The organism is Candidatus Aegiribacteria sp. (genome assembly GCA_021108005.1).
GTDB lineage: Bacteria > Fermentibacterota > Fermentibacteria > Fermentibacterales > JCC-6 > Aegiribacteria.
On record JAIORS010000182.1, the window covers coordinates 1 to 23,576 of the forward strand.

Genomic DNA, 23,576 nt, shown 5'->3' on the forward strand with positions numbered 1-23,576 from the left:
GGGGGGGGGTATTTCGACATAATCATGTATCCTCTCTGTTTTTTATGCGTAACGGTATCTCCGACAACTAGTATGCTGATCTTACAGGTGATCCAGGGATTCCTGTACGATAGCAATTCCTGTCTTATAAGATGATAGCAGGAATAATAGTGCACTGTCAATGTCAATACACATCAGGAACTCGATATACAGAGCATCACCCGCATCATGTACATTTATGAGAGAAAGCCGATAGGAATACCTGTGGTTTTGCGATTCGTGATGCTTAAAGGGGAGAGGATGGTAATTCAGATATTATGTACAGTCGCAGAGAACTAGCCGATAAGAATACCTGTGACTTTACATAATATCCCTTATCGGACATAGTATACGTAAACCATGAAACCTTGCCATCCCTGCATAACCATGTAATTCAACGCGATCTCTTGAGTATTTTGTTTATTCTCATAACGAGTGTATTCTTGTGGATAGGTTTTCTGATGTAATCCTCAGCTCCCAGTTCGTAACCCTTTATCTCATCCTCCTGGTTGTCTCTGGCTGTAAGAAATACAACCGGAGTCTTTATCCCCTTGTTGTTGATAACCTCAAGAAGTTTAAAACCGTTGAGATTCGGCATATCTACATCGGACAGTATAAGATCGAATTCCTGTGAGCTGAGCGTTACAATTGCGTCAACTCCATCTCCTGTTGCAGTGACGTTGAAACCGTTCTTTGAAAGAATGAAAGTTATGAATTCTCTTAGATCAGGATCATCATCAACTACGAGGATGTTTGTTCCAGTTGTATCGATCCCTTTAACTTCCGCGGTCCTGATATCTGATGAAGTCCTGCTGAAAGGCTTTGATTCAGAAACATTGACTGAGAAAGGAGAATCCGCGATTGCTTCTTCTGAAACGGTTGATAGTATCTCTGATGATGTTTCTGCAGTATGATTCTCAGTAGTTACAGAAATATCTTTCCTGATGCCTCCGGTGAGCCTTTTCTCCTCGAGAAAAATAGTATGGTATACATCGTTATAGCAGACTGTGAAATCCCGAAGAAGATCGATTGCATGATCGCTCATAAGGTATTGGCCGGCATCGTGGAGTTTTTGGCGCGTTTCGGATACCGAATCGTTTCTTTTGATTATAGAAATGACTTCAGGATTGAATCTCAGTATTTCGTAGATTCCCTGCCTGCCGATGTAACCTTTATCATTGCATTCCGGGCATCCAACAGGATCTGCAAGCTCCTGTGGAACGTTGTCAGTGAAGAGGCCTATCATTTCCACCTCATCGGGTTCGATAGGTCTGACTATCCTGCAATTGGGACACAGACGCTTGATAAGTCTTTGAGATTCTATAAGAAGAATGGAATCAATAAGGTCCGCCCTGTTGACACCAAGGCGTTCGAGCCTTCCAATTGAGGTTGTGGTGTTCGCGGAATGCAGTGTTCCGAAGGTAAGGTGTCCGGTGCTGGCAAGGTCCATAATTGTCTTGGCTGTGAATGGATCACGAATCTCGCCAAGATAAACGATGTCGGGATCCTGCCGGACTGCGGATTTCAGAAGTGCTTCAAAAGTGACTCCGGCCTTCTCGTTGACTTCCTGCTGGTTCGCGTATTTGATCTCGTACTCAACCGGATCCTCAATTGTCATCAGGCTCTTGTTCTGGATATCGATATTTGAAATAAGGCTGTAGAGAGTTGTGCTTTTGCCGGAACCGGTCGTACCAACAACTATTATCGCTCCCGTATGCTGCTGCGATACGTCGTACATGGTCTCGGCCTGTTCCGGGGTCATACCAAGTTCCGATAGTTTCATTGGCTCAGAATCCATATCCAGGAGACGAATGATAAGACTTTCGCCGTAAGGAGTTGATGTGGTTGCAAGCCGCATTTTATAATGTTTGCCTGCTATCCTGGCATCCAGGGATCCATCCTGAGGTTTTCTTCTTTCGGCGATATCCATGTTGGCCAATACCTTGAAACGACTCAGAAGGATTTTACCGGTTTTGGATTTTAAAGAGAATTTGTCGATCATATCACCATCTATGCGATATCTGACAACTGTCTTATCTGCCTTGGGTTCCATATGGATATCGCTGGCTTTTTCTTTTACGGCGGTAAACATGACCTTATCGGCTATGTACTTGATGGGCGAAGTGTTTATATCATCTTTCGTTGGCTCACGCACGATTTCCAGCATACCGCTCAGACGAAGTTCCGATTCAACGTCAGTGTCTTTTTTGTCATCATCTTCATCAGCATGGCCAAAGGATACAACTTCCACTTCTTCCTCACGTGGAGCTTCACTTTTCAGCAGCGCCAGTATACTGTCAGGCTGTGCTACCGCGATGACGGGTACGTTGTTATTGGCGATAAGGTCGATAGTGTCTCTGAGCTGAAGATCGAATGGATTGCTGAGAATATACTTCGAGATTCCTTCATCGGTGTCTATGGCAAGAATCAACTTTGACCTGCTGAAAGGAACGGGAAAGGCATCGGCGATTATTCTCTCGGGATCAATCACGGGGTAATAATCAAGATTACAGAAGTCGGCTAAACAGCGGGCAAGTGTATCTTTCTCAATGCCGGCATTACAAGCGGACTCGTAAATAGAATTTCTGTTTCCCTGCAGAAGAATATTCCTTTTATCCTGATCCAGATTATGGGAATCGGCAAGGTGGGTGATAAAATCAAAGTAATCATCGGTAACGGCATTATCAGCAGATTTGGCAGCTTTCTTTTTGAAGCGCATCCACCTTTTCTTAGTATTCAGATGCGATTTCACACTATCGAGAAACTTCTGGGTATTGGTAAGCGGGCAGATTACAATGTCAACTGCTCCAACAGGTTTTTCAGGAATGTCACCCTGTGATATATCATCGGACTCGTACATCACAATTGTGGGCGTATACGCTGTTTCCGGATTTTCCTGAAGAATGGAACAGAAGTGAGATATATTCATACCGGACATCGCGAAGGGGGCTAATATCAGGTCAGGTTCCACAGAGATAGCTGTCTCCAGGCCTTTTCTGCCTCCCGGAGAATTGACTGTTCTGCATATATTGTCGTTTCTGAGTACATCAACCAGCTGTTTTCTGAGGGTTGCATCATCGTTGATTATCAGTATCAGAGGAAGATTGCTGATTATATACCGCCATTCATTGGTTCACTGACTGTCAAGTTCCGACTTGAGCAGATTGTACTCACCGATTGCGCCACTGACTTTATTCCGGATTCCCTCAAGTTCATTTTTGGCGCATGCGGCTTCAATATTTCTCATAGATTCCTCAAGGGCTTTGGCGCCGATATTTCCTGCCGAGCCTTTAAGTGAATGCGCGTTCCTTTTAACTTCTTCGATATTACCTTCGTTGGCGGCGTTATCAAGGTTCTCAACGATTTCCGGAGTAGTGTCTTTAAATAGCTCCAGAATTTCTTTGATCAGTTCTTTGTCATTTCCAAGTGATTCCATAAGAACCGATCTGTCCAGTACAGGTAATTCACTGCTCATGTTGCCTCCCGTTTCCTTTTCTCTGTAATTACTGCCTTGATCTTTTTGGACAACCGGTCGGGATGGACCGGTTTTGTTATATAATCGTTCATTCCGGACTGGATGCCTATATCCCTGTCGCCTTCCATGGCATGGGCGGTCATTGCGATAACAGGAATATCGTGGTCAAGTACACTTGATTCCGGGTCTCTAATCAGCCTGGTTGCTTCAAGTCCGTCCATTTCAGGCATCTGTATGTCCATAAGTACAAGATCGTAGTGATTCTTCTCGAGTTCCTCAATCGCTTTTGTACCGTTTTCAACGGGATGAGCGATATATCCGAGTTTTTCCAGTATTTTTAAGGCAACCATTCTGTTTACGGGATTGTCCTCTGCCAGGAGGATTCTAAGGTTTTCCTTTCTTGCTTCACTGATCGAATGTTTTGTAATTATTCCCCTGTTGTCACCGTCCGGTTCATCGCTTTTGCTGAGAACACTCAGAAGACAGGCTTTGAACTGGGAGAAAGTTACAGGTTTTGTAAGAAAGGCGGAAAATCCCGCTTCTGACATTCTTGCGGCATCCCCTCTTGAAGCTATTGATGTGTACATTATCATCAGAATAGTGTCTGATAATGCCTTATCATTCTTTATTTCTCTCCCAAGGAGCTCACCGTTCATATCCGGCATCTGCATGTCAAGAACAGCGATGTTATATGGATCGTTTTTTGTATGCGCTTCTCTAAGCATAGACAGGGCTTCAATGCCGGAATTTGCTTTTCCATGCCTGCAACCACAGTTTTTGAGCATTCCGGAGAGTATGTCTCTGTTAGTTTTATTATCATCCACAATGAGAATCCTGATTGACTCAATAAGTTTTTTCTCTTCTGATCCGGTAATAGTCGTAGTTCTGGATGTTTTTCTAACCTTTAAATCAGCTGTGAACCAGAAATTTGAACCTTCTCCCTCAATGCTCTCGGCTCCGATCGTCCCTCCAAGAAGCTTGGTAAGCTGTTTCGAAATGGTCAGACCCAGTCCTGTGCCTCCGTATTTCCTTGTTGTTGATGCATCGGCCTGTGTAAAAGGCTGGAACAGAGCATCCAGTTTGTCAGGAGCAATCCCTATGCCTGTATCACTGACAGTGAACTTCATCAGAACTCTATTATCTTTATGTCTGATAACATCAACGCTAAGCGATATCTCGCCATGAGAAGTGAACTTGACGGCGTTGCCAAGAAGGTTGGTGATTACCTGTCTCACCCTTCCGGGATCTCCTTTAAGAAGGGATGGAACGTCCGGATCAATCTTCAGAAGCAGCTCGATGTCTTTCTGACCGGTCTGGATAGAGATGAAATCAGCAATGTCATCAAGCATCGTTCGAAGATCGAAATTGATTTCCTCAAGTTCAAGCTTGCCTGCTTCGATCCTGGAAAAATCCAGTATATCGTTTATTATCGACATCAATGATTCCGCGCTCTGCTTGATTATTCTGGCGTAGTCGAACTGTTCAGGTGAAAGCTTCGTATCCAGAAGAAGTTCGGTCATTCCAATCACACCGTTCATGGGTGTTCTTATTTCGTGGCTCATATTCGCGAGAAAACTGCTTTTCAGACTGCTGGTCCTTTCCAGCTCTGCTCTGGCCCTGTTCTGTTCGGTATTATCAAGAAATACTTCAAGCAGGATCTCCTTATCGTTCAGTACAATGGGAAGTACCGATTTAATGACAGGCAGTTCGACGCCACCGACACAGCCCAGAGTTGTTTCGCGACTGTCCACGCTTTGATTCAGATCAATAATGGGACATTTGCCTACTTCAGAATGACATATGCAGTCATGGCATATTTTCCCGATGAGATCTTCTGGATCGCAGCCTGTCATGTTTCCGGCAACACGGTTTACATACTTTATATGTTTGTCCCGGCCTATTATCATTATACCCACAGGAAGGGATTCAAGTATTTTGATGTTGTCGCTCAGCGCATCCTTGAGTTTCTCCTCCGAGAGTTTTTTCTCTGTGATATCCCTGTCTACGCCCCGGTAACCGAGCAGCTGTCCGTTAATGCCAAGCATTGGAGTGCCATTTGTCAGGAACACTTTCATATCTCCATTTTTGTGAATATTCCTGTTCTCCAGGTTCACTATTTTCTCCTTATTTCTGAGGAGATCGAGATATACCTCTTTCATAGATCGTACTTCCTCAGGCAGCATGAAATCAAACGGTGATTTTCCTAATACTTCACTGGCTGAGTATCCAAGGGAATCGATTACATTATCCGAGCAGTAGGTGTATACGCCGTTTCTGTCTGTTTCCCAGAGCCAGTCGGCGCTGCACATCGCAATATCTCTGAACCGGTTCTCGCTTTCTGCGAGTTCAAGTTCAATCTGTTTTCTCTTGGTTATATCGGTAATTGTGGCGATGGCTCCGATAGTTTTACCCTTATCGTTAAGCCTGGGACAGACCGAGAGGGAAACCCATTTTAGATTGTTCTTCGCAGTTACTATCTGAAGTTCATACCTTGATGATTCACCATCTTTTCTCATGCCTGTTTGTTCGTCGACAGTATTACAGTAATTTTTTGAGACGAAATCAAGGAAACTCCTGCCTGTGAGATCTTCGTTCTTATCCACTTCGAACAATTGGCCAAGAGTGGGATTGGAGAATACTATTCCATTATCGTTATCAACAATAAGGATGCTTTCCATAACGGAATTCAGAATCTCCGCGTGAATCTGCTCATTCATGTTTTCCGCTTTCTATGCTGCGTTGAATTAAATATCAAAATGATTACTGCTAAAAGTAAACACCGGTGTTCGAACATGCAGCATATCAGCAAATATGATAATCAGAAACGCTGTTAATGTCATTGAGGGTTCACGATGATCTCAGCCTGCGGAACAGTACGAAAACAGCAGGTACAGCCAAAGACACGAGCATTCCGACTGAAGCTGCCTGTGGAACCTTGGACGAGCCCCATAAGAAAAAGAGTACCAGGCAGGTTCCCAGCCCGGATATCGACGAGACTATTGCTCCGGGCTTTCCAAGCTTTCTGGAGAAAAGACCCCATATGAATGGTCCGAGGAATACGGAAGCTATCGCGCCCCAGGAAATGGACAGTATGGTCACAATGACAGCGGGTTTCATCCAGGCAAGTATCATTGAAAGAATTATGAAGAACCCGCTGCTCAGCCTGCCAAGTCGTGTAAGAGAGCTATCTGAGGCTTCCCGGTTTACAAAACCGTGATAGAAATCTTTTGTAACTGTGGAACTGGAGATGAGTACCAGAGCCGCCAGCGTTGACATCGAGGCAGAAAGAACAAGGAGGAGAATAATTACGGTAAGAGCCGCTGGGATTACCGTAGTAAGAAGTTCCGGTATAAGGGCATCGAAAATAGGTGCCCCTCCCTCCCCGAACGCCCCCGGAGATGTTGAGGGTGAAAGGAATATTCGGGTTAAAGCTCCGGTGAAATAGGCTATGCCAGTGACAAGTATCGCAAAAACAGTAGAAGCTATGGTTCCAATTTTCACGGCCCTTTTGTCGCGGATCGCATAGAATTTCTGAAGAAGCTGGGGCATTGCGAACGGAGCTACACTGGTCAGGAATACCAGAGAAAGAAGTGGCACTATCCCGGGGGGCCCTACCGGAGCGATAAGCTTCGGTTCGATAGCCTTCAGGCTGGATACGATGTTCGGTATGCCTCCACCCTTCTCTATATTGAACCACAGCAGCACGATGACGCCTATCGTCATTATAATTCCAAAGATGACATCTATCATCGCCATGGATTTGTAACCGCCCATAATCAGGTAAATCCCGGTGAATAGACCCATGAACAGAAGTATCCAGGTGTATGGAAGCCCGAATGTGGATTCGAACAGGTAACTGAGCCCCATGAATACCGCAGCAGTATAGGGCACGAAGAAGATGAAGATTGCCAGTGCGGTGAAACCTTTAAGGAAAGGGCTCTGGAATCTTGCTTCAAGGTACTCAGGCATGGTTTTTACATCAAGGGAATGGGTGGCTGTTTTAATCCTGTTACCAAGTAGAAGCCAAACACCAAGAACACCGATAAGAGTGTTGCCAAGGGCTATCCAGAGAGCTGAGAGACCGAACCCCCAGCCGAGTTTTCCGGCGAAACCTATGAACAGGACTGCGGAGAAGTAAGCGGTACCGTAGGAAAACGCAGTCATCCATGGGCCTACGTTGCCCCCTCCCAGAAGAAAATCGTTATACGAACTGGTTTTTCGCATCCCCTTAAGGCCGATTATTATGATAAGCGCCGCGTAAGCTCCCACTGCGAGATAGTTGACTAGCATTTTTCATCCCCCCCATGTTCGGAAAATGTTGTTGACGGGGAAATATAGGTATTGTGAAAGGTTTCAGCACGCTCCGGATGATTCGGAGTTATCGTCATCCAGTTCAGCTTCAAGTTCGCGTACAAGCTCAATGCTTTTCTCCTTAAGCTTTTTGAGCTGTTCAGTCGATACAGCCCTTCCGGTGAGTGTAAGCTCAAGGTCTTTCCAGTGACGCAGCAGCCTTCTTGCCATGATGACATCTATTGTTCTTTCATCAAGGGCTTCATCGAGTTCGTGGGTACCCATGTAGGATCTGGAACCTGTGAGTACTAAAGAGAGCTCGTAACCTATTGAAGTAAGGAGTTCCTCAATATCCTTCGCTTCGGATATTCCCGGGACTGAACCGACTATTCTGTTTCTATATCGCAGTGTAAAAAGGATAATCGCGGTGAGCAGAACGGAAACCGTCAGTATCCAGATCAATGATGACCCGCCGCTGTTATCGTTCAGAATGGGTATTTCAACAGGCATGCTGACGGGGGGAAAGACGGAAAGAGTGCAGGAAGGTACAATTGCCTGTCTGTATTCCTCCAGTGAGGTATCGAACCATGCGATACTGTCCGGACCAACGATTACTGTACCACTGTCGGAGGGTTCGATCAGTATGTACCATGCATTCGTGTCATCTGTAAGCGGAAAACAACTGCCTGCAAGCAGTTCCGCGGGTCCATGTACGGTAAGTTCAGGGGATTCTTTCAACTGGGAATAACCGGGACCTGAAACCGAAAGCTGAAGACACCTCTCCCCCGCCGCGCTGTATCCTCTTGTAACTCTATCGAGACGGAAGGATATCCCGTCCGTAATGCCGAAGAAGTTATCGGGTCTGTTAATCTCCGGGAATGGGAATACAGGTATCCTTGCGCCTTCAGTGGAAATGAGATGTTCCATGGATGGTCTCAGCATTCCTCCGGCGATTCCTATTCTACCTTTCAGAATAGGAAGAGAAAGCGTGCAGGCGAATGCTGGTGTTACCTCAAGGGTTGCGAGCCAGGTTCTGTATACTCCGTTCTTGCATCTTACCCATTGCAGTTCATCAATGTTCTCGACAAGGCTCGATGCAGCGTAATCAGAGGGCTCAAGGTACAGGTCAACTATTTCTGCGTTACGCCTTGTCTTGCAGATGTAGTAATCGATATTGAAAGCTTTCCCCGGATAGATCCTGCCCGTTGTATCGATTTCTATTTCCATCCAGGCGATTTCGTCTGTCCGGTTTGCCACAGGTGGACGATCAATTGATGCATCAGGCAGTGTCATATTAACACCGTTAGCTGAAACCGTCCTGATGGGAATTTCAAGGAGTTCCCTGCCTGAGGATGTGAGCATCAGCGGACCGATGGTGTGGGTTCCCGATGCAGTTGCCGTAAAGCTCATGGAAAGTCTAATCTCAGATGATATTGATGTACCTGATGAAGTGGTAACGGTTGAAAAGGAGTTCATACTGCTGCTGCCCATGTACTGCAAACCATTTGAGAAGACCGGCGTGCAATTAACCGATCTTATATTTTCCCCTCTTATTGTAATATCGAAGGTAAACACGGCGCCGACCTGAACGGAATCCGGAATATTTATTGTAACATCCGGGGAAGTCAGAGTAAGTGATATCAGCAGAAAGAACATTACCAGATTGGCCCTCCCGCGGGGTACCCGGATTTAGTGGTGCCGGTGGAATCATCCGGTTGCTGGTTGTCTTCAACCAGGTCCAGTATAGCCTGCGCCTGCTCAGGGGTCATTTCATCTATTTGAGGTGGAGGCTGGCGCTGTTCTTCGCCCTGATCCTGCTGATCATCGTTCTGATCCTGTTGATCCTCATTCCTATCCTGCTGCTCTTCGTTCTGATCATTTTGGTCTTCGTTCTGATCCTGTTGATCTTCATTCTGATCCTGTTGATCTTCAGGGGGCTCGTGGTTATCAAGCCAGTTGAAGCCGGCTTCCAGTCCGGTTCTTTCGCATTCCGGTGAAATACCGTCGGATATATTTTCCCTAAGTATGTTTACAGAGTTTTCGACTCCCCCGTAATCGTTCATCTGAATTGCCGCTGCAAGGTCGGTCAATGCGTTAGCACAGGCGAGAGTATCTTCTGCTATGTCTCCTGATATCATAGACAGAGATGAATCCGCAATGGAAAGAGAATCCATCATGAACTGAGATGCGGCAAGGTTGTATGCGATTCGGCCGCGGTGCGGCATTCTCAGAAGAAGCTCCTGCCAGATTTCCGATGCTTCCGCGAAGTGTTCATTGAGGTACATTTCCGATGCCATACCTGCAAGCTCAGCTGGAGTCGGATTGCGCTGCATCTGAAGGGCAAGAAGAAGAAGTATTATCACAATCCCCTCTTTTCCAGGATTATGGCAGCCGCGAAGAGCAGAAGAGCCGGGCCCAGGAAATACTGGTATCTTCGCGATGTGGTCGAACCGCCTGTCGCGAGTTTGCTGTTCTCGCTTGAAATGTGTTCAAGATAAGCTCTCACAATTGAAGTGAGATCATCCGTTCCGGAGAGCGGTACGTATACGCCTCCAGTATTTTCCGCGAGATTACGAAGTGATTCTTCTTCCAGAGAAGTTCTGACGGTATCACCGGATGAGTCAAGCATGACTCCCCCACGCTCAGTCTGCACCGGAACATCAATGGGACCGCCGACTCCTACAGTTACAAGGTTCATGCTTCCCTTGGAAGCAATCTCCGTGGCTCTTTCGGTCGCGTAATCATGAAAACCTCCATCGCTGAAGATGATTCCAAGGCTGGCTTCGAGATCCATTTCCGGAAGCACTGATACCATTAATTCCACTACATCACTCAACTGAGTACCCGGAATTATATCAGGGTTGCTCCATACATCGTCCGGGAGCCTGCTAAACAGAAACTCCCTGTCAAGTGTTAGAGGTGAGGCAAGTCTGGATGAACCGGAAAAGATAACAAGGGCGATGCGTGCATCGTCAAGTTCTTCGGCAAGTTTCCTAACCTCGGTTGCGGCTCTGCCTATTCTTGAGGGCATTTCATCCAGGCAAGACATGGATTGTGACACATCAAGGGCTATTACAAGGTTTTTTCCACCGGTTGATGTAATCGCGGATGACCTGCCCCAGCTGGGGCCGCTTAGAGCTACAATCGCGAGTGAAAGGGCTGTCATCCAGAGTATCCTGGATATAAGCCTGGACGGTGGAGGATTGATACGGACCCTGTTCCACAGAACGGGCCTTACGAAGAGCCTGAGAGCCTTAAGCTCGGTATTGTGCCATTTTACACGTAGCCACCAGTATAGAGGGATACAAAGCAGCAGAAGCAGAAGGAAAGGATACTGGAAAGCCATCAATCACCTACAACCTTGAAAAACTTGTATTTCATGATATTCGATAACAGAATGAGTATCATGCCGGCAATGAGGAAGAACATATATGCATCCCTGTAAACGAACAGCCCGGCAGGCGGCAGTGTTGATGCCTCAAGGGAGTCAATCGAAGAATAGACTTCATGCAACTCCTCGGGGGATTCAACATTGAACAGCCTGCCTCCGTTGAGTTCAGCGATATACGTCAGGGTTTGGGTGTCCAGTCCAAGTCCTACCTCCGATGAGGGTTTTCCTATGGCCACGGTATAAACCTTCAGACTGTCTCCGTGTATTGTATTCACCGCCTGGGCAACCGTAATCGGATCCACCTGGCTTGATGTATCCTCACCGTCCGAAATAAGCACAACAACTCTTCTGGAGGTCTGGGAGTAGTTAAAACCTTTTGCCGCAACAGCAAGACCGGCTCCAATGGCAGTACCGTCGGGAAGGTTTCCCAGCTCAGCGTTCTGAATGAACCTTTCAAGAGTTGTATGATCGAACGTGGGTGGACACAGTGTTCTTGGCTGATCTGCGTAGATGACAAGGCCTATCCGGTCGTTGGGCCTGCCCTCTATGAATGTAAGCGCAGCCTTCTTCGCGGCTGCAAGCCTGCTGGGGTAATAATCTGTCTGGGTCATGCTGCCTGAAACATCAAGCGTAATAATGATGTCCACACCCTCACCGGCTTCAGGAAGCCGTTCAAATCCCTGCTCAGGTCTGGCCAGCGCAATGAAAAGAAGGGTAATTCCAATCCATTGCAGCAGAACAGCAAGCTTTTCACCCGGGGAACCGGAAATGGACTTAAAGGAGAACGGTCCGCTGTAAGTCTGTGATGTCACCTTGCGGTTTCGGGAAAGCAGGAAAGTCAGCGCGAGAAGTATGGGTAATGCTATCAGAGCCGGGAAGAACTGGAAACTCATTATCTGTGCCACTCCCTTCTCAGGGAGAGGAGCGAAGATGTGTACCTTTTGGCCCGTTCCCGTGATCCGCCCCATGAGGCGTATCTCTGAAGTGTGATCTCCTTCGAAAGTTCTGAGGAATCATCTATAAACTCCCTGCCGCCCTTTTCTCTGGAAAGTTGTCTTCTTATTTGATGCCATGTATAGGCTCTATTCGAAATAGCGAATCTGAAAGCGACCGTATCACGGAGAAGCCGGTCAACATCCCTGTAGTATTCAATCCATCTGCCATCGGCGAAAGCCTTTGAATCGAGAAGGGCCTGAACCTCATCAAGAGGAGAAATTGAGTGTTTCGCTGTGGAAGAAGCATCAGTGGTTGAGAGTGTTTTTCGTTTTCTTTGTATCAGCCATACAATAAGTACTGCAATAACTGCGGCCAGTAACAAAATTGCCGGGAGAAGCCACATGTTCGATGGAACTCTCCCCCATCTTTCCCAGAACCTGTGCCTGTCAAGGTAATCTTCGGCGAAACCTGGAGGTATCCTGTGATTAAGAGGTGAAGGGAATACCGGAACTGTCCATGTTGTATCAGGCATTGTCCTGACAACTTCTATATGAGGTGCTGAAAAGTCCATTTCCAGAGAATCCGAAAGCGCGTAAAGAGGTGGAAGGATAAGGGTATCAAGCACCATCGGTACAATCGTAATGCTGTCGCCATTCTGCTCGAGCAGAAAGAAATCATCGGTTACTTCAAGGGGGTACGGTACAAAACCCTCCGGAATGGAATAATCAATCGTGACAGGAACGCCCAGAGAGCATTGAACTGCCTCAACATCGGAAATCAGAAGGAAAAGAGCCATTACTCCGGGTATCATCGGCGTCTTCTCTTTTTTCTCAGTTCGAAGAACCTGCGCAGTGGAAGAACAAGATCATCAGACGTGGAAATACTTACAAGGTCCAACTTGTTCTCGCGACAAAGCTCTTCCCTGGCTTTCTGGACCATACGTACATTGTCCGCGAACTTATTTCTCCATTTCCCCGAACTTGTATTTACAACTTTCTCAGTGCCCGTTTCGGGATTTCTGAACCTTACCCTTCCCATCATTGGCAGATGGAGTTCCCTTGGATCGAATACATGTATCCCGACTACGTCATGTTTTGCAACGGCAGCCTTCAGAAGCCGGCTGCCGGAGGGGAACGCGAAATCGCTTATTATGAAAATAAGAGCACGTCTTTTGAGTACTCTTCCCATGTATTTAAGAGCATAGTCAAGGTTCGCTGGAGCCTGCTTATCCGGTACCTGAAGGATAGTGCGAACAAGACCCAGGGCATGTTTTCTTCCCTTTTCCGGAGGGATGTAATTATGAACCGTATCGGAAAAAGTAAGCATACCGACTCTGTCGTTGCTTTCAGAAGCGGAAAGGGCCAGTACCGCCGCAACTTCAGCTACTCTTTCAGCCTTTGTCAAATTCAACGAACCAAAACGAAGGCTGCCGGAAAGATCCACGATAAGAAGCACCATCAATTCTCTTTCCTCTGTAAACACTTTTACGAACGGCGTTCTGGTTCTGGCGAATACGTTCCAGTCAATTTGTTTCGGGTCGTCTCCCTCAACGTAGGGACGAAGGTCGGAAAATTCCATTCCCTGCCCCCTGAAGACAGAGCTGTAATCTCCGCTTACAAGCTGCGCCACCAGCTTTCTGGTTTGGAGCTCAATTCTTTTAACACGCTTGAAAAGTGAGTGTACGTTTTCCATGGCCAGCGGCTCGGCTATTTAACCGGGATCCGGTTCATGATCCTGTCTAATATTTCTTCAACGCCGATTTCTTCAGCTTCCGCCTCAAAGGATAGAATTATCCGGTGACGAAGGACGTCATGCGCGACTTCCTTCACTATTGCCGGATCTACAAATGGCTGGCCGTACAGAAGAGATCTGGCTCTTGAGGCAGCAAGCAGACCGAGAGAACCTCTCGGGCTGGCTCCCACCGAGATGAGATCCTCTATATCCTTCAGGCCCGCCTGCGCTGGATTACGTGTGGCTGTAGTAAGCCTGACTATGTAATTCATGACATCGTCCTCTACGAGAACTTGCGAAGCAAGCTGTTGAAGTTCAATGACCGTGTTGGGGTTCATAACCGGTTCTATTGAAGGAATCGGTTTTCCTCCGATTCTTTTCAGTATCTCGATTTCTTCATCAGATGAAGGATAATCTACCTTCAGTTTCATGAGAAACCTGTCAACCTGGGCTTCCGGAAGAGGATAAGTCCCTTCCTGTTCGATTGGATTCTGGGTTGCCATTACAAAGAAAGGTGCGGGGAGACGATGGGTTTCACCGCCAAAGGTAACCTGGCGCTCCTGCATCGCTTCAAGAAGGGCACTCTGAACCTTCGCCGGGGCTCTGTTAATCTCATCTGCGAGTATGAATTGAGCGAAGACTGGCCCTTTTCTGGCTTCGAAAGTGTTGGTCTCCGGTTTGAATATCATCGTTCCGGTGAGATCTGTGGGAAGCAGGTCAGGGGTGAACTGCAGCCTTGAAAATGAGGCGCTGACGCATTTTGACAGAGTTCTCGCGGCAAGCGTTTTTGCAAGCCCGGGAACACCCTCGATCAGAACATGCCCGTCGCATAGTAATGCCGTGATAAGACCCATACGGAGTTCTTCCTGACCGACAATAACACTGGAAAACCTTGATTTAAGACTATCCAGAATAGGCTTCCGTGATGATATTTCCTTCTCGAGAGCTTCGACCTTTTCTCTAGACATCCATTTTCCTCCTGGCTTCTTCTATGTAATGACGTGTTGTTTCCTCATAGTTTAAAAGCCCGTTTTTAGTTCCAGCCTCGAATCTCATTACAAGAACGGGCTGGGTATTCGACGCCCTTACCAGACCCCAGCCATCGGGAAATGCTATCCGGGCACCATCGGTTGTATCTACAGTGTAATTATCTGCCTGCAGTAGTTCAGTAATATTATCCACAAGTACAAATTTAGCGCTGTCGCTGCAATCCTCCCTTATCTCAGGAGTGGAGAATATTTCCGGAAGATCTTCCAGGTATCTGTGAAGCGGGAGATTGTCGGAAGCTATTATCTCGATTAGTCTTAATGCCGCATACAGGGCGTCATCGTACCCGTAGTAACGGTCTCTGAAGAAGATGTGACCGCTCATTTCTCCGGCGAGGAGCGCATTCTGATCAACCATTGCCTTCTTGATGATCGAATGGCCGGTAGGGGACATGACAGGAATTCCGGAGGCTTTTTTTATTTCGGAGAAGAACAGTTCCGAGGCCTTAACCTCTGAAATAACAGTTGCGCCGGGATTGTGTTTCAGCAGTGATCTCGCCAGAATTATCAGTATCATGTCTCCCCTGATAACATTTCCCCTGTTGTCTATTACTCCAAGACGGTCGGCATCCCCGTCAAATGCGATGCCCATGTCAGCTTTTTCACTGATAACTGTTTCTCTGAGGTCGCGAAGATTTTCCTCAATCGTAGGGTCGGGGTGATGGTTTGGGAATTCACCATCCGTATCACAGTAAAGAGGAATTACTCTGCATCCAAGACTTTCAAGAGCCGAAATGGCGGTGTCTCCACCGGTTCCGTTACCGGCATCGACCACAATTCTTAGGGATCTGTCAAGCGAGAACTCCGCAAGAAGTCTCTCAAGGTACGATTCCCTTACTGAAACCATCCGCAGTGATGAATCCGGGGAGATCTCAACTGAGTCGGAGAAACTATCCATTTTCCCGCGTAGATCCTGAATTGAATCACCGTATATCGTTTCATGTCCGTACATTATTTTAAAACCGTTGTATTCCGGGGGGTTATGGCTGCCGGTAATCATAACGGTAATATCCGGATTAAGGGTGTGAGCGGCGTAATAGGTCATTGGTGTAGTTTGTACACCGAGGTCGATAACATCACGTCCAGCAGAGCGAATTCCATCGGCAAGCCATTTCGTCAACATAGAGCCGGAGTTCCGGCAATCTCTTCCCACGGCGATACGGTCGTTCGCGATTGAACCGAGAACCTTCCCCAGCCTGATGGTTGTGCTTCTATCAAGATCATCAGGGAATATGCCTCTGATGTCGTACTTTCTGAAAATGCTGTTTCTCATTTACCGCTTCTCTCGATTAATTTGACATTGCTTAACTTTTAACAATAACTACACGTGGAAGCTCAATTGCATATTGACCAGTTGTAATATCTCCCGTGAGCCACCCGTTGTGTGCACTTACAATCTGACGGGCCAGCTCCACACCGAAAGCTGACTGCTTTGCATCGCTCTGTTTTTCACCTTTATGTACGATTGAAAGCCTTACAGAATCATTTTCCCCTGTAAGCATTATATGAATGAGAGAACCAGAACACATGATACGCGAGATTTCAGACAGTATATTCTCAAGAGAATGCCTGAGATAATATTTGCTTCCCGAGACGAGGACGTCTTCATCCACTGACATTGCCAGGGATACTCCCATGGTTGAGAAGCGTTCATTCCATTCATTAAGGGTTTCAAACAGTAGTTCGTCAAGTGATACAATGGCTGATTCCGCTCCGTCAGGAAGCTGCGATTTATCGGTAAGGTCCATGTTCTCGAGGGCTGCAAGTTCTTTCATCACATTCAGAAAATTTTCGATTTCCTCGATTTCAGCTGTCAATCTTGCCAGGTGTTCCTTCACTACCGGGGATCTGTCAAGGGGCCTGGAAAGCTCTATTGCCGTTTCCCGCACAGACTCCAGCGGCTTTCTGAGGGATAATCCGATTCTGGAGAGCATTTCCGATTTCAGCTTTTCCAGTCCATTAAGTTCTTCCTTGAGTAATCCCAGCTTACTCTCCAGATTTTTAATTCTATCTTTGTACGATAGCATTTTTCTTCTGTTCATTTCCATAACCATGAGTATTCCCAGGAAAACCAGAAAAACGATATAAATGGGAAGAGTTATCATATCAGTCAAGTTCCTCCAGATTTCTTACTACGAGTATCTCTCTGCCTGTTGATTGACTTATTTCTTCAGGATTGAGATCATCCAGTGTTAACATATCATGGTTGAACATAACAGAAGGCAGTATTACAGTACTATAAGAATCCGGAAGTTCTCCAGCAGCCTTTATTATATCCACTCCGGAAAGAAGCCCCGCCACTCCAATTTCAGGCCCGAGGAAAGTATTCTCAACAGCTTTTACCAGATAATCACTGTCCTTCAATACACGATTCAGATATGGAGCGGCAAGCGTTCCTGTGCACACTGCTCCGCTTCCTGTAAATATTCTTCCTCGTATTTCCAGAAGGCTCGCCAGCAGTCCTATTCCATTTTCTTCGAGTCTGCAGTTCTTGTAATAGGATGCAGGTGGAATATCCAGACCTGCCATAATGAAAAATTCGTCCGATGGGTATACCCAGCCGTTTCCGCGGCTTTCAATTGCCTTCTCCCTCAATTTGCCGCATTGTCTGACAATCTGATGTGCTTCAGTAGAAGTTGATCTTCTGATTCTCGGTAGCCCGGCCCTGTATTTAGTCAGTCCGACCGGCACAACTCCAACCGATATAACGCGGGGTACTGAAAGAAGATCTTCCAGAGTTCTGTCAAGGTTCTCTTTATCGTTCAGCCCGGGAACCACCACTATCTGAGTTTCCATTTCAATTCCAGCTTCGGAGAGTTGTTCAAGCATGGGCATTACAGGTTCCTTTCTGCCTGTACCCAGTATCCTTCCCCTTACCGAGGGATCCGTTGCATGAACTGAGATATGCAGGGGCGTCAGGCGCTTACGAATGGCGTATTCGGTATCATCCCTGTCAAGTGTTACGTAAGTACCCTGGACAAATGAGTACCTTACATCGTCATCCTTTACAAGCAGGGATGGCCTGACACCGCGGGGAAGCTGGTCTACAAAACAGAAAATGCATTTTTTCCGGCATATGGAAGGTTCCTGCCCCTGTAAAACAAAGCCCCAGTCAACACCTTGATTTCGACGGATGGTGAGTCTTCTGGTTAGAAGACCCCTTCTGTATTTCAGTGTAATAAATGTGCTGTTTGCGCTGTAAAGGAAATCTATCCAGTCATTCAGAACGCAACCGTTGCATGAAATAAGTCTATCTGTTTTTCTGAATCCGGAAGCTGACGCGGGAGAGCATGGAATTACCGACTGAATACCGAGCAATGCTACCCCAGTGAGCGCTGTACCTTGACCATTTCCGGATCAAGCTTGGAGGCAGCTGCGAGTTCCTTCTCGGCTTGCGAAGTCCGGCCTGTAGCCCTGTAAACGTCCGCTATAGCCAGATGGAATCCCACGGATGACTTCAGGTCTCCGGCTGTGGTTGACAGTCCCTTTCTGAAGTGATCTTCAGCCTCATCGTAGCGTTCAAGGAAAATACAGCATCTTCCAAGCATTTCACGTGCTTTCATTCTGAAATCGGGGCTTTTGAGCACCTGTTCGAACTCCGAGAGAGACTCACGGTAAAGGCCCATTTCCATATAGGCTATTCCAAGATCGTAATGTGTATTGAAATCATCGATGGGTACGGCACTATCAATACCCTCCTGGAATTCCTTGATGATACCTGCGAGTGATTTGGCGGAATCCCGGTCGAATTTGCGGTCAATGTCTGCCAGTATCATGGCTATGTCAGCGTAATCCTCGCTGTCGGCAAGACCCGGGCGGATGCCGTCCATGAGCGTTCTTGCCATCTCGAAGCTGGAATCAACCGATACTGATTCCTCGAGCGCAGCCAGTGCTTCGTGCGGGCTGTCGTTCAGCAGGTAAGCTACAGAAAGCCTGTAAAAAGCCCTTGCCTGCCCGTCTACATCCATGGCATTTCTTATTCTTACAATTTCCTTCGCGGCGCTGAGTGATTCAGGACAGATGTCAAGCACACCCTCGAGCAGTTCGAATACCATATACTCCCGTTCATTGGCCCGGTAGATAGTACATGCCCTGAGATACGAGTCAATTGCGCCGTAGAAATCTCCGACTTCAAGGAGCAGATTACCCAATTCCACATATCCGAGTCCGTCCCCCCTCGATCTGTCCAGATTGCTTCTCATGTCTTCGACCTGCAGGGAGAGAGCTTCCTGAAGCTGTTTAACGGAAACAAGATTCATACTTACAAGGATGTCGCCCAGTCTTCTTTCCGAATCTCCACCCTTCTGTATGTCGAGCGCTCTGAGAACGTCCGGAGCCTCAAGAAGTCCTTCCGCTATGAAGTATTCACCTATTCTCTTCCTTTCAGCGAGGATGGTGTCTTTGATATCTTCATCGTAATCGTGTTCGAGAGGTTCAATAAAATCGGATTCCTCAAATTTAACTTCATCTATGGACGCGGAGGGCAGGGCTTCATCTATTGCAGTTATCTCGACAAGTATCTCCTCAGGTGGAGGAACTTGAGGAGCGCTTTCAATCTTTTTGGTTTTCTTAGTTGTTTTAGCAGGTGTTTTGTCTGGTGGAGGCTGCGGAGGTGAAACAGGTTTGGTTGTGTCGGGATGAAGCTTTCTGTTGAGTTTTTTAAGCATTCGTTCAAACTGACCGGTTTCCTTCATTTTCCGTTCGCTGGCAGTTTCTATTGCAAGTTTAAGTGAAACATCATCATCTTTCGCGGCGGCAACCTTGGCGAAGCGTATTACCCATTTATTATCATCCGGGTTGAGTCTTGTCATGGCAAGGCATGATTGAAGCACGGGAGGTTCCTTGAGTGATGGTTTTGATTTAAGGTATTTGAGGTATTCCTTTTCCGCGTCTTCGAATTTTTCCTGCTTATCGAAGCTCAACGCTTTTATGAAGTGAGCTTCTGCGAATCCGTCATCCATTCTAAGTGCTTTTCTCGCAACAGATAGGGCGGCTGAGTGAAGCCCGTTGTCACAGTAAAGCTGCCCGGCTATTCCGAAGTGCTTAAGTGCATCTTCAATGCGATCAAGTTTAGCAAGAACATCACCTAGTGAATTGTGTATGGAAGCTTCTTCGGGTTCTTCATTGATCATACGGTTCAGAACTTTCTCAGCGCTGTCGTATTTGCCTTCCTGAATAAGATCCTGAACCTTCCGACGCTGTTCAATATCAATCATGCTTCATCCTCTGGTTGCACTTAAATGTTGTAAGTACTACTCAAACATACTGGAAATCAGTTGTCCCGCGATAATCACGTCCTCAATATCGGGTATTGCCATGTGATAAGCAATACCACGGTAATCATCAAGGTCCCAAATTATCATATCAGCATCCATCCCCGGAACAAGAGCACCCTTGCGATCGCCCATTCCAAGTGCTTCGGCACCGTTGACTGTAGCTGCGGTTAACGATTCTTCTATGGTGAAGCCACACCCGCATACCGCAAGGTTTATCATAAACGGCATCGATTCACAGAAACAGCTCCCCGGATTGAAGTCGGTCGCGATTGCAACAGCAGCGCCTGCGTCGAGAAGTTTTCTTCCTGGTGGGAATGGCTTGCCAAGGAAAAGCGCGGTTCCGGGAAGCAGTGTAGCCACTGTATTACTCCCGGCTATTTTTTTTATATTCTTATCAGAAATTGAAAGGAGATGATCAGCGCTCAATGCGCCCACATCAACAGCTACAGAAGCGCCGTCTGTATCATGGAATTCATCTGCGTGCATCCTGACACCGAACCCCATATCCTTTGCGGCTCGAAGGTAACGTTCTGACTGCTGTGCGGTGAATACGCCCTTTTCGCAGAATATATCTACAAAATCAGCAAGATCTGCCGCTTTTATTTCAGGGAGAACTGCATCGATCAAATACTTTATGTATTCATCCGGCCGATTCCGGTACTCGAGTGGAACCTCATGTGCTCCGAGGAATGTTTTCGCAATTGTCTGCGGCCAGTTATCCGAGAGTCTTTTCGCCGTTTCCAGACATCTTATCTCCGTTTCGAGATCAAGGCCGTATCCACTTTTTACTTCAACGGTGGTTGTGCCAAGAAGGAGCATGGTTGTGAGGTGCTTCACCAGTGTATCTTCGAGGGATTCCGGTGTGGCCTGCCTCGTTCTGATGACGCTGTTGAGTATGCCTCCGCCGGCAGCCGATATCTCTTCGTAATCGGCTCCACCTGCGCGGAGGGCGAATTCGATCTGTCTGGTACCTGCGTAAAGAGGATGCGTATGTGAATCCACGAAACCAGGCGTAACTACCTTGCCCGCAAGGTCTATTTCAAGGCTGTTATCAATAAGATCTACGAAGTCAGATGCATAACGTGAGTGACCTGTCCAAACTATCCTGCCCTTACTGGAAGCAACCGCGCCATCATGAATGATGGAAAGTTCCTTCGCAGCCTCTCCCCTTCGAAGGCCTGGCGAACCGGACATTGTAACCAGTTCGCCGATATCGGTCAGGATTAAGTCAGCCTGGATTTTCATTACGGTTGGTTAAATCTGTTCTAAAATTACAGATGCAACCTTTCTTCCACCCATTGAGTGAAATTTGAGTCTGCCGTCTACCTTCGCGAACAGGGTATCGTCGTTACCTCTGCCAACGTTAACTCCGGGATGGATTCTGGTTCCACGCTGCCTCATTATGATGGTTCCAGCTGTAAGCATCTGTCCGGCTGCGGCCTTTACGCCGAGTCTTCTGCCAGCGCTATCGCGTCCGTTTCTGGAACTGCTTGATGATTTCTTATGTGCCATCTTTATGAACCTTTCGATATGTCACTATCTGTTTACTATTACCCTTGTGGTCCAGTTGGAATACCCGCTGCTGAATCGCGCGATGTACATTCCGGAAGGAACCAGAGAACCGTCAGTTTCTATCAAATTCCATACGAAACTATCGGTTTCCGGAGAAACGTCCTGCATCGTTACGGAACGGCCTGTAATATCGTAAATTAACATCGTTCCTCCAACCCCCGTTTCAGGTATGGAGAAACTGCAACTTTCGCGGGATGGATTTGGGAACGCGGAAAAGGCTCCTTCGAACCCCTCTTCGGCCCCCTCTATTCCAACCTGCGAAAGAACAAAACTTACTTCCACCCTTTCCTGCGAGCCTACAGAAATATTTTCAACCGACTGTGATGTGTAACCATCAGCGGTTACTTCCACGTCGTAGATTCCCGGAAGAAGTGATTTATGGTAATCACCGAGGGTTACATCGGTTCTGCAGAATCTGAGTGATTCTGAATCGGTACCGTCGTGGATACCTAATGCAAGCTGCGCGTCGACAGGATCTCCCGACGAATCGGTAACTGTTCCCCATATGCCGTAAGTGCTGCTGGTAAAAAACTCCAGTATTGCCATGTAGTGAGCGTTATCGACCCCCGGCCAGTCGGATACATGCTTGTTCTCGTGGACTTCTATAGTATGGTCGATGGTCCCGCATTCACCGTAGCTCCAGTCGTTCACATCACCATGTGTTACATACCAGATGGCTCCGGGGTAAGCTATCCAGAAGCTGCCGCTGAAATAGCTGACTATTCCAGGATCGGAGGCGTAATCGATGGCCTGCTGATGAATGAGTCCCGAATCCTCCGGAAGTGGATCTAATGTGTAATTCCATAAAGTGTTGATGCATTTCTCGCCGCCGTGGAGAGACAGGCCGGCTGAGAACGGGTTAATGAAATTCTCGACAGCAGGCCAGTCCTGCATCGTAAGGTCTCTGAGTGCCCGGGTTTCGGGCTCGCAGAAAGGCGCTGATCCTCCTCCGGAGCCGGTCCACATATAGCTCAGGTTTCTGTTAAGATCAACTCCATTGGCGTTTGTCCGACTGTCATGGAAGTAACCATCCGGATTGAGAACAGGAATAATCCAGGTTTCCGTATTGTTTACAATGTACTCGCACATCGGGCTTGTGGCGTAATTATCCGTAAGTACCTCGAGGTAGTGGAGTGTGGTAGTTGATGCTGCCGGTTCATCGCCATGTATGCCTCCGTGGATTCTCATCTCGGGTTCGATCTCCTCGGTGGAAACGTTATCGGAAACAACTACGGCTTCAATCGGTCTTCCTTCAACGCTGGTGCCTATTGTAACTTTTCTGCAGATAGCGGGGTGTGCTGCAACGACAGCGTCAATAGAGTCGTAAATGTCCTGAAGAGAAGGAAATGGAACCAGAGGCACCGTTACCGGTACCGGAACAGGGCTGAAGCCCATATGACGGAGCATATCCTCCTGCGAGGAATCGACGTATATCATGGCTTTTCCACCGTGGGCCCATTCGATGAGAAATCCCTGATCTTCAAGAATTTTAATGTCTGATGAACTGACGTTTTGAAGGCTTACCGAATAGTGAGGTATGGAATAACTGAAATTGTTCGAAAGCATAGTACTGCCGGCGTAAGAGAAGGCAGTCGCTAAAAACGTAAGCAGAATGATTTTTTTAAGCATTTGAATTTATCCTCTCAAAAACAAATCGTGATAAGCTATCTTAAGGGAATGCAATAAACATGAATATGGTTCCCATCTCATGTACAGACAAATATATCAATAGCATTTTCCTCTTGCCATCAGTGTAACAAAATTAGTAGTATATTGCCTTCGTAATTCGGGGCGTGGCGCAGTTCGGTAGCGCACCTGCTTTGGGAGCAGGGGGTCGCCGG

18 protein-coding genes are annotated in these 23,576 nt (G+C 47.1%); all 18 read right to left on the reverse strand.

The features are described from left to right. Positions 1-412: 412 nt before the first annotated feature. The gene (tadA, locus tag K8S15_11500; GenBank protein MCD4776659.1) at positions 413-2,989 is read right to left on the reverse strand and encodes a Flp pilus assembly complex ATPase component TadA; all 2,577 of its coding nucleotides are present in this window, start codon (positions 2,987-2,989) and stop codon (positions 413-415) included. Between the two features lie 162 nt (positions 2,990-3,151). Beyond that, positions 3,152-3,493, reverse strand: coding sequence for an Hpt domain-containing protein (locus tag K8S15_11505; GenBank protein MCD4776660.1), 342 nt, complete (start codon positions 3,491-3,493; stop codon positions 3,152-3,154). Continuing rightward, positions 3,490-6,210 (reverse strand): response regulator, encoded by a 2,721-nt coding sequence (locus K8S15_11510; GenBank protein ID MCD4776661.1) that lies wholly within the window; start codon positions 6,208-6,210, stop codon positions 3,490-3,492. Before K8S15_11510 ends, K8S15_11505 begins: the two co-directional genes overlap by 4 nt. 130 nt (positions 6,211-6,340) lie before the next feature. Then, complete coding sequence (locus K8S15_11515; GenBank protein ID MCD4776662.1) at positions 6,341-7,783, reverse strand: sodium:solute symporter; 1,443 nt, start codon at positions 7,781-7,783, stop codon at positions 6,341-6,343. A gap of 63 nt (positions 7,784-7,846) precedes the next feature. Then, positions 7,847-9,439 (reverse strand): hypothetical protein, encoded by a 1,593-nt coding sequence (locus K8S15_11520; protein MCD4776663.1) that lies wholly within the window; start codon positions 9,437-9,439, stop codon positions 7,847-7,849. Beyond that, on the reverse strand, positions 9,439-10,146 hold the full coding sequence (locus tag K8S15_11525; GenBank protein ID MCD4776664.1) for a hypothetical protein: 708 nt from the start codon (positions 10,144-10,146) through the stop codon (positions 9,439-9,441). Before K8S15_11525 ends, K8S15_11520 begins: the two co-directional genes overlap by 1 nt. Further along, positions 10,143-11,129: a VWA domain-containing protein gene (locus K8S15_11530; protein ID MCD4776665.1), complete on the reverse strand. Its 987-nt coding sequence runs from the start codon at positions 11,127-11,129 to the stop codon at positions 10,143-10,145. Before K8S15_11530 ends, K8S15_11525 begins: the two co-directional genes overlap by 4 nt. Beyond that, positions 11,129-12,067 carry a VWA domain-containing protein gene (locus tag K8S15_11535; GenBank protein ID MCD4776666.1) on the reverse strand — a complete coding sequence of 313 codons (939 nt, stop codon included), beginning with the start codon at positions 12,065-12,067 and terminating at the stop codon, positions 11,129-11,131. Before K8S15_11535 ends, K8S15_11530 begins: the two co-directional genes overlap by 1 nt. Next, positions 12,067-12,921 carry a hypothetical protein gene (locus tag K8S15_11540; GenBank protein ID MCD4776667.1) on the reverse strand — a complete coding sequence of 285 codons (855 nt, stop codon included), beginning with the start codon at positions 12,919-12,921 and terminating at the stop codon, positions 12,067-12,069. Before K8S15_11540 ends, K8S15_11535 begins: the two co-directional genes overlap by 1 nt. Continuing rightward, the gene (locus tag K8S15_11545; protein ID MCD4776668.1) at positions 12,918-13,739 is read right to left on the reverse strand and encodes a DUF58 domain-containing protein; all 822 of its coding nucleotides are present in this window, start codon (positions 13,737-13,739) and stop codon (positions 12,918-12,920) included. Before K8S15_11545 ends, K8S15_11540 begins: the two co-directional genes overlap by 4 nt. 77 nt (positions 13,740-13,816) lie before the next feature. Beyond that, on the reverse strand, positions 13,817-14,809 hold the full coding sequence (locus K8S15_11550) for a MoxR family ATPase (GenBank protein MCD4776669.1): 993 nt from the start codon (positions 14,807-14,809) through the stop codon (positions 13,817-13,819). Continuing rightward, positions 14,802-16,160 (reverse strand): phosphomannomutase/phosphoglucomutase, encoded by a 1,359-nt coding sequence (locus K8S15_11555; protein MCD4776670.1) that lies wholly within the window; start codon positions 16,158-16,160, stop codon positions 14,802-14,804. The genes K8S15_11550 and K8S15_11555 overlap by 8 nt, the downstream gene beginning before the upstream one ends. 31 nt (positions 16,161-16,191) lie before the next feature. After that, complete coding sequence (locus K8S15_11560) at positions 16,192-17,001, reverse strand: hypothetical protein (protein MCD4776671.1); 810 nt, start codon at positions 16,999-17,001, stop codon at positions 16,192-16,194. Beyond that, entirely contained in the window at positions 16,994-18,205 is a 1,212-nt protein-coding gene (locus tag K8S15_11565; protein ID MCD4776672.1) for a DUF512 domain-containing protein, read from the reverse strand. Before K8S15_11565 ends, K8S15_11560 begins: the two co-directional genes overlap by 8 nt. A gap of 2 nt (positions 18,206-18,207) precedes the next feature. Continuing rightward, positions 18,208-20,103: a tetratricopeptide repeat protein gene (locus tag K8S15_11570; protein MCD4776673.1), complete on the reverse strand. Its 1,896-nt coding sequence runs from the start codon at positions 20,101-20,103 to the stop codon at positions 18,208-18,210. A 36-nt stretch (positions 20,104-20,139) separates the two neighbouring features. Further along, complete coding sequence (gene hutI / locus K8S15_11575; GenBank protein MCD4776674.1) at positions 20,140-21,408, reverse strand: imidazolonepropionase; 1,269 nt, start codon at positions 21,406-21,408, stop codon at positions 20,140-20,142. 9 nt (positions 21,409-21,417) lie between these two features. Next, entirely contained in the window at positions 21,418-21,675 is a 258-nt protein-coding gene (rpmA, locus tag K8S15_11580; GenBank protein ID MCD4776675.1) for a 50S ribosomal protein L27, read from the reverse strand. A 24-nt stretch (positions 21,676-21,699) separates the two neighbouring features. Continuing rightward, complete coding sequence (locus tag K8S15_11585) at positions 21,700-23,364, reverse strand: carboxypeptidase regulatory-like domain-containing protein (GenBank protein ID MCD4776676.1); 1,665 nt, start codon at positions 23,362-23,364, stop codon at positions 21,700-21,702. Positions 23,365-23,576: the final 212 nt, after the last annotated feature.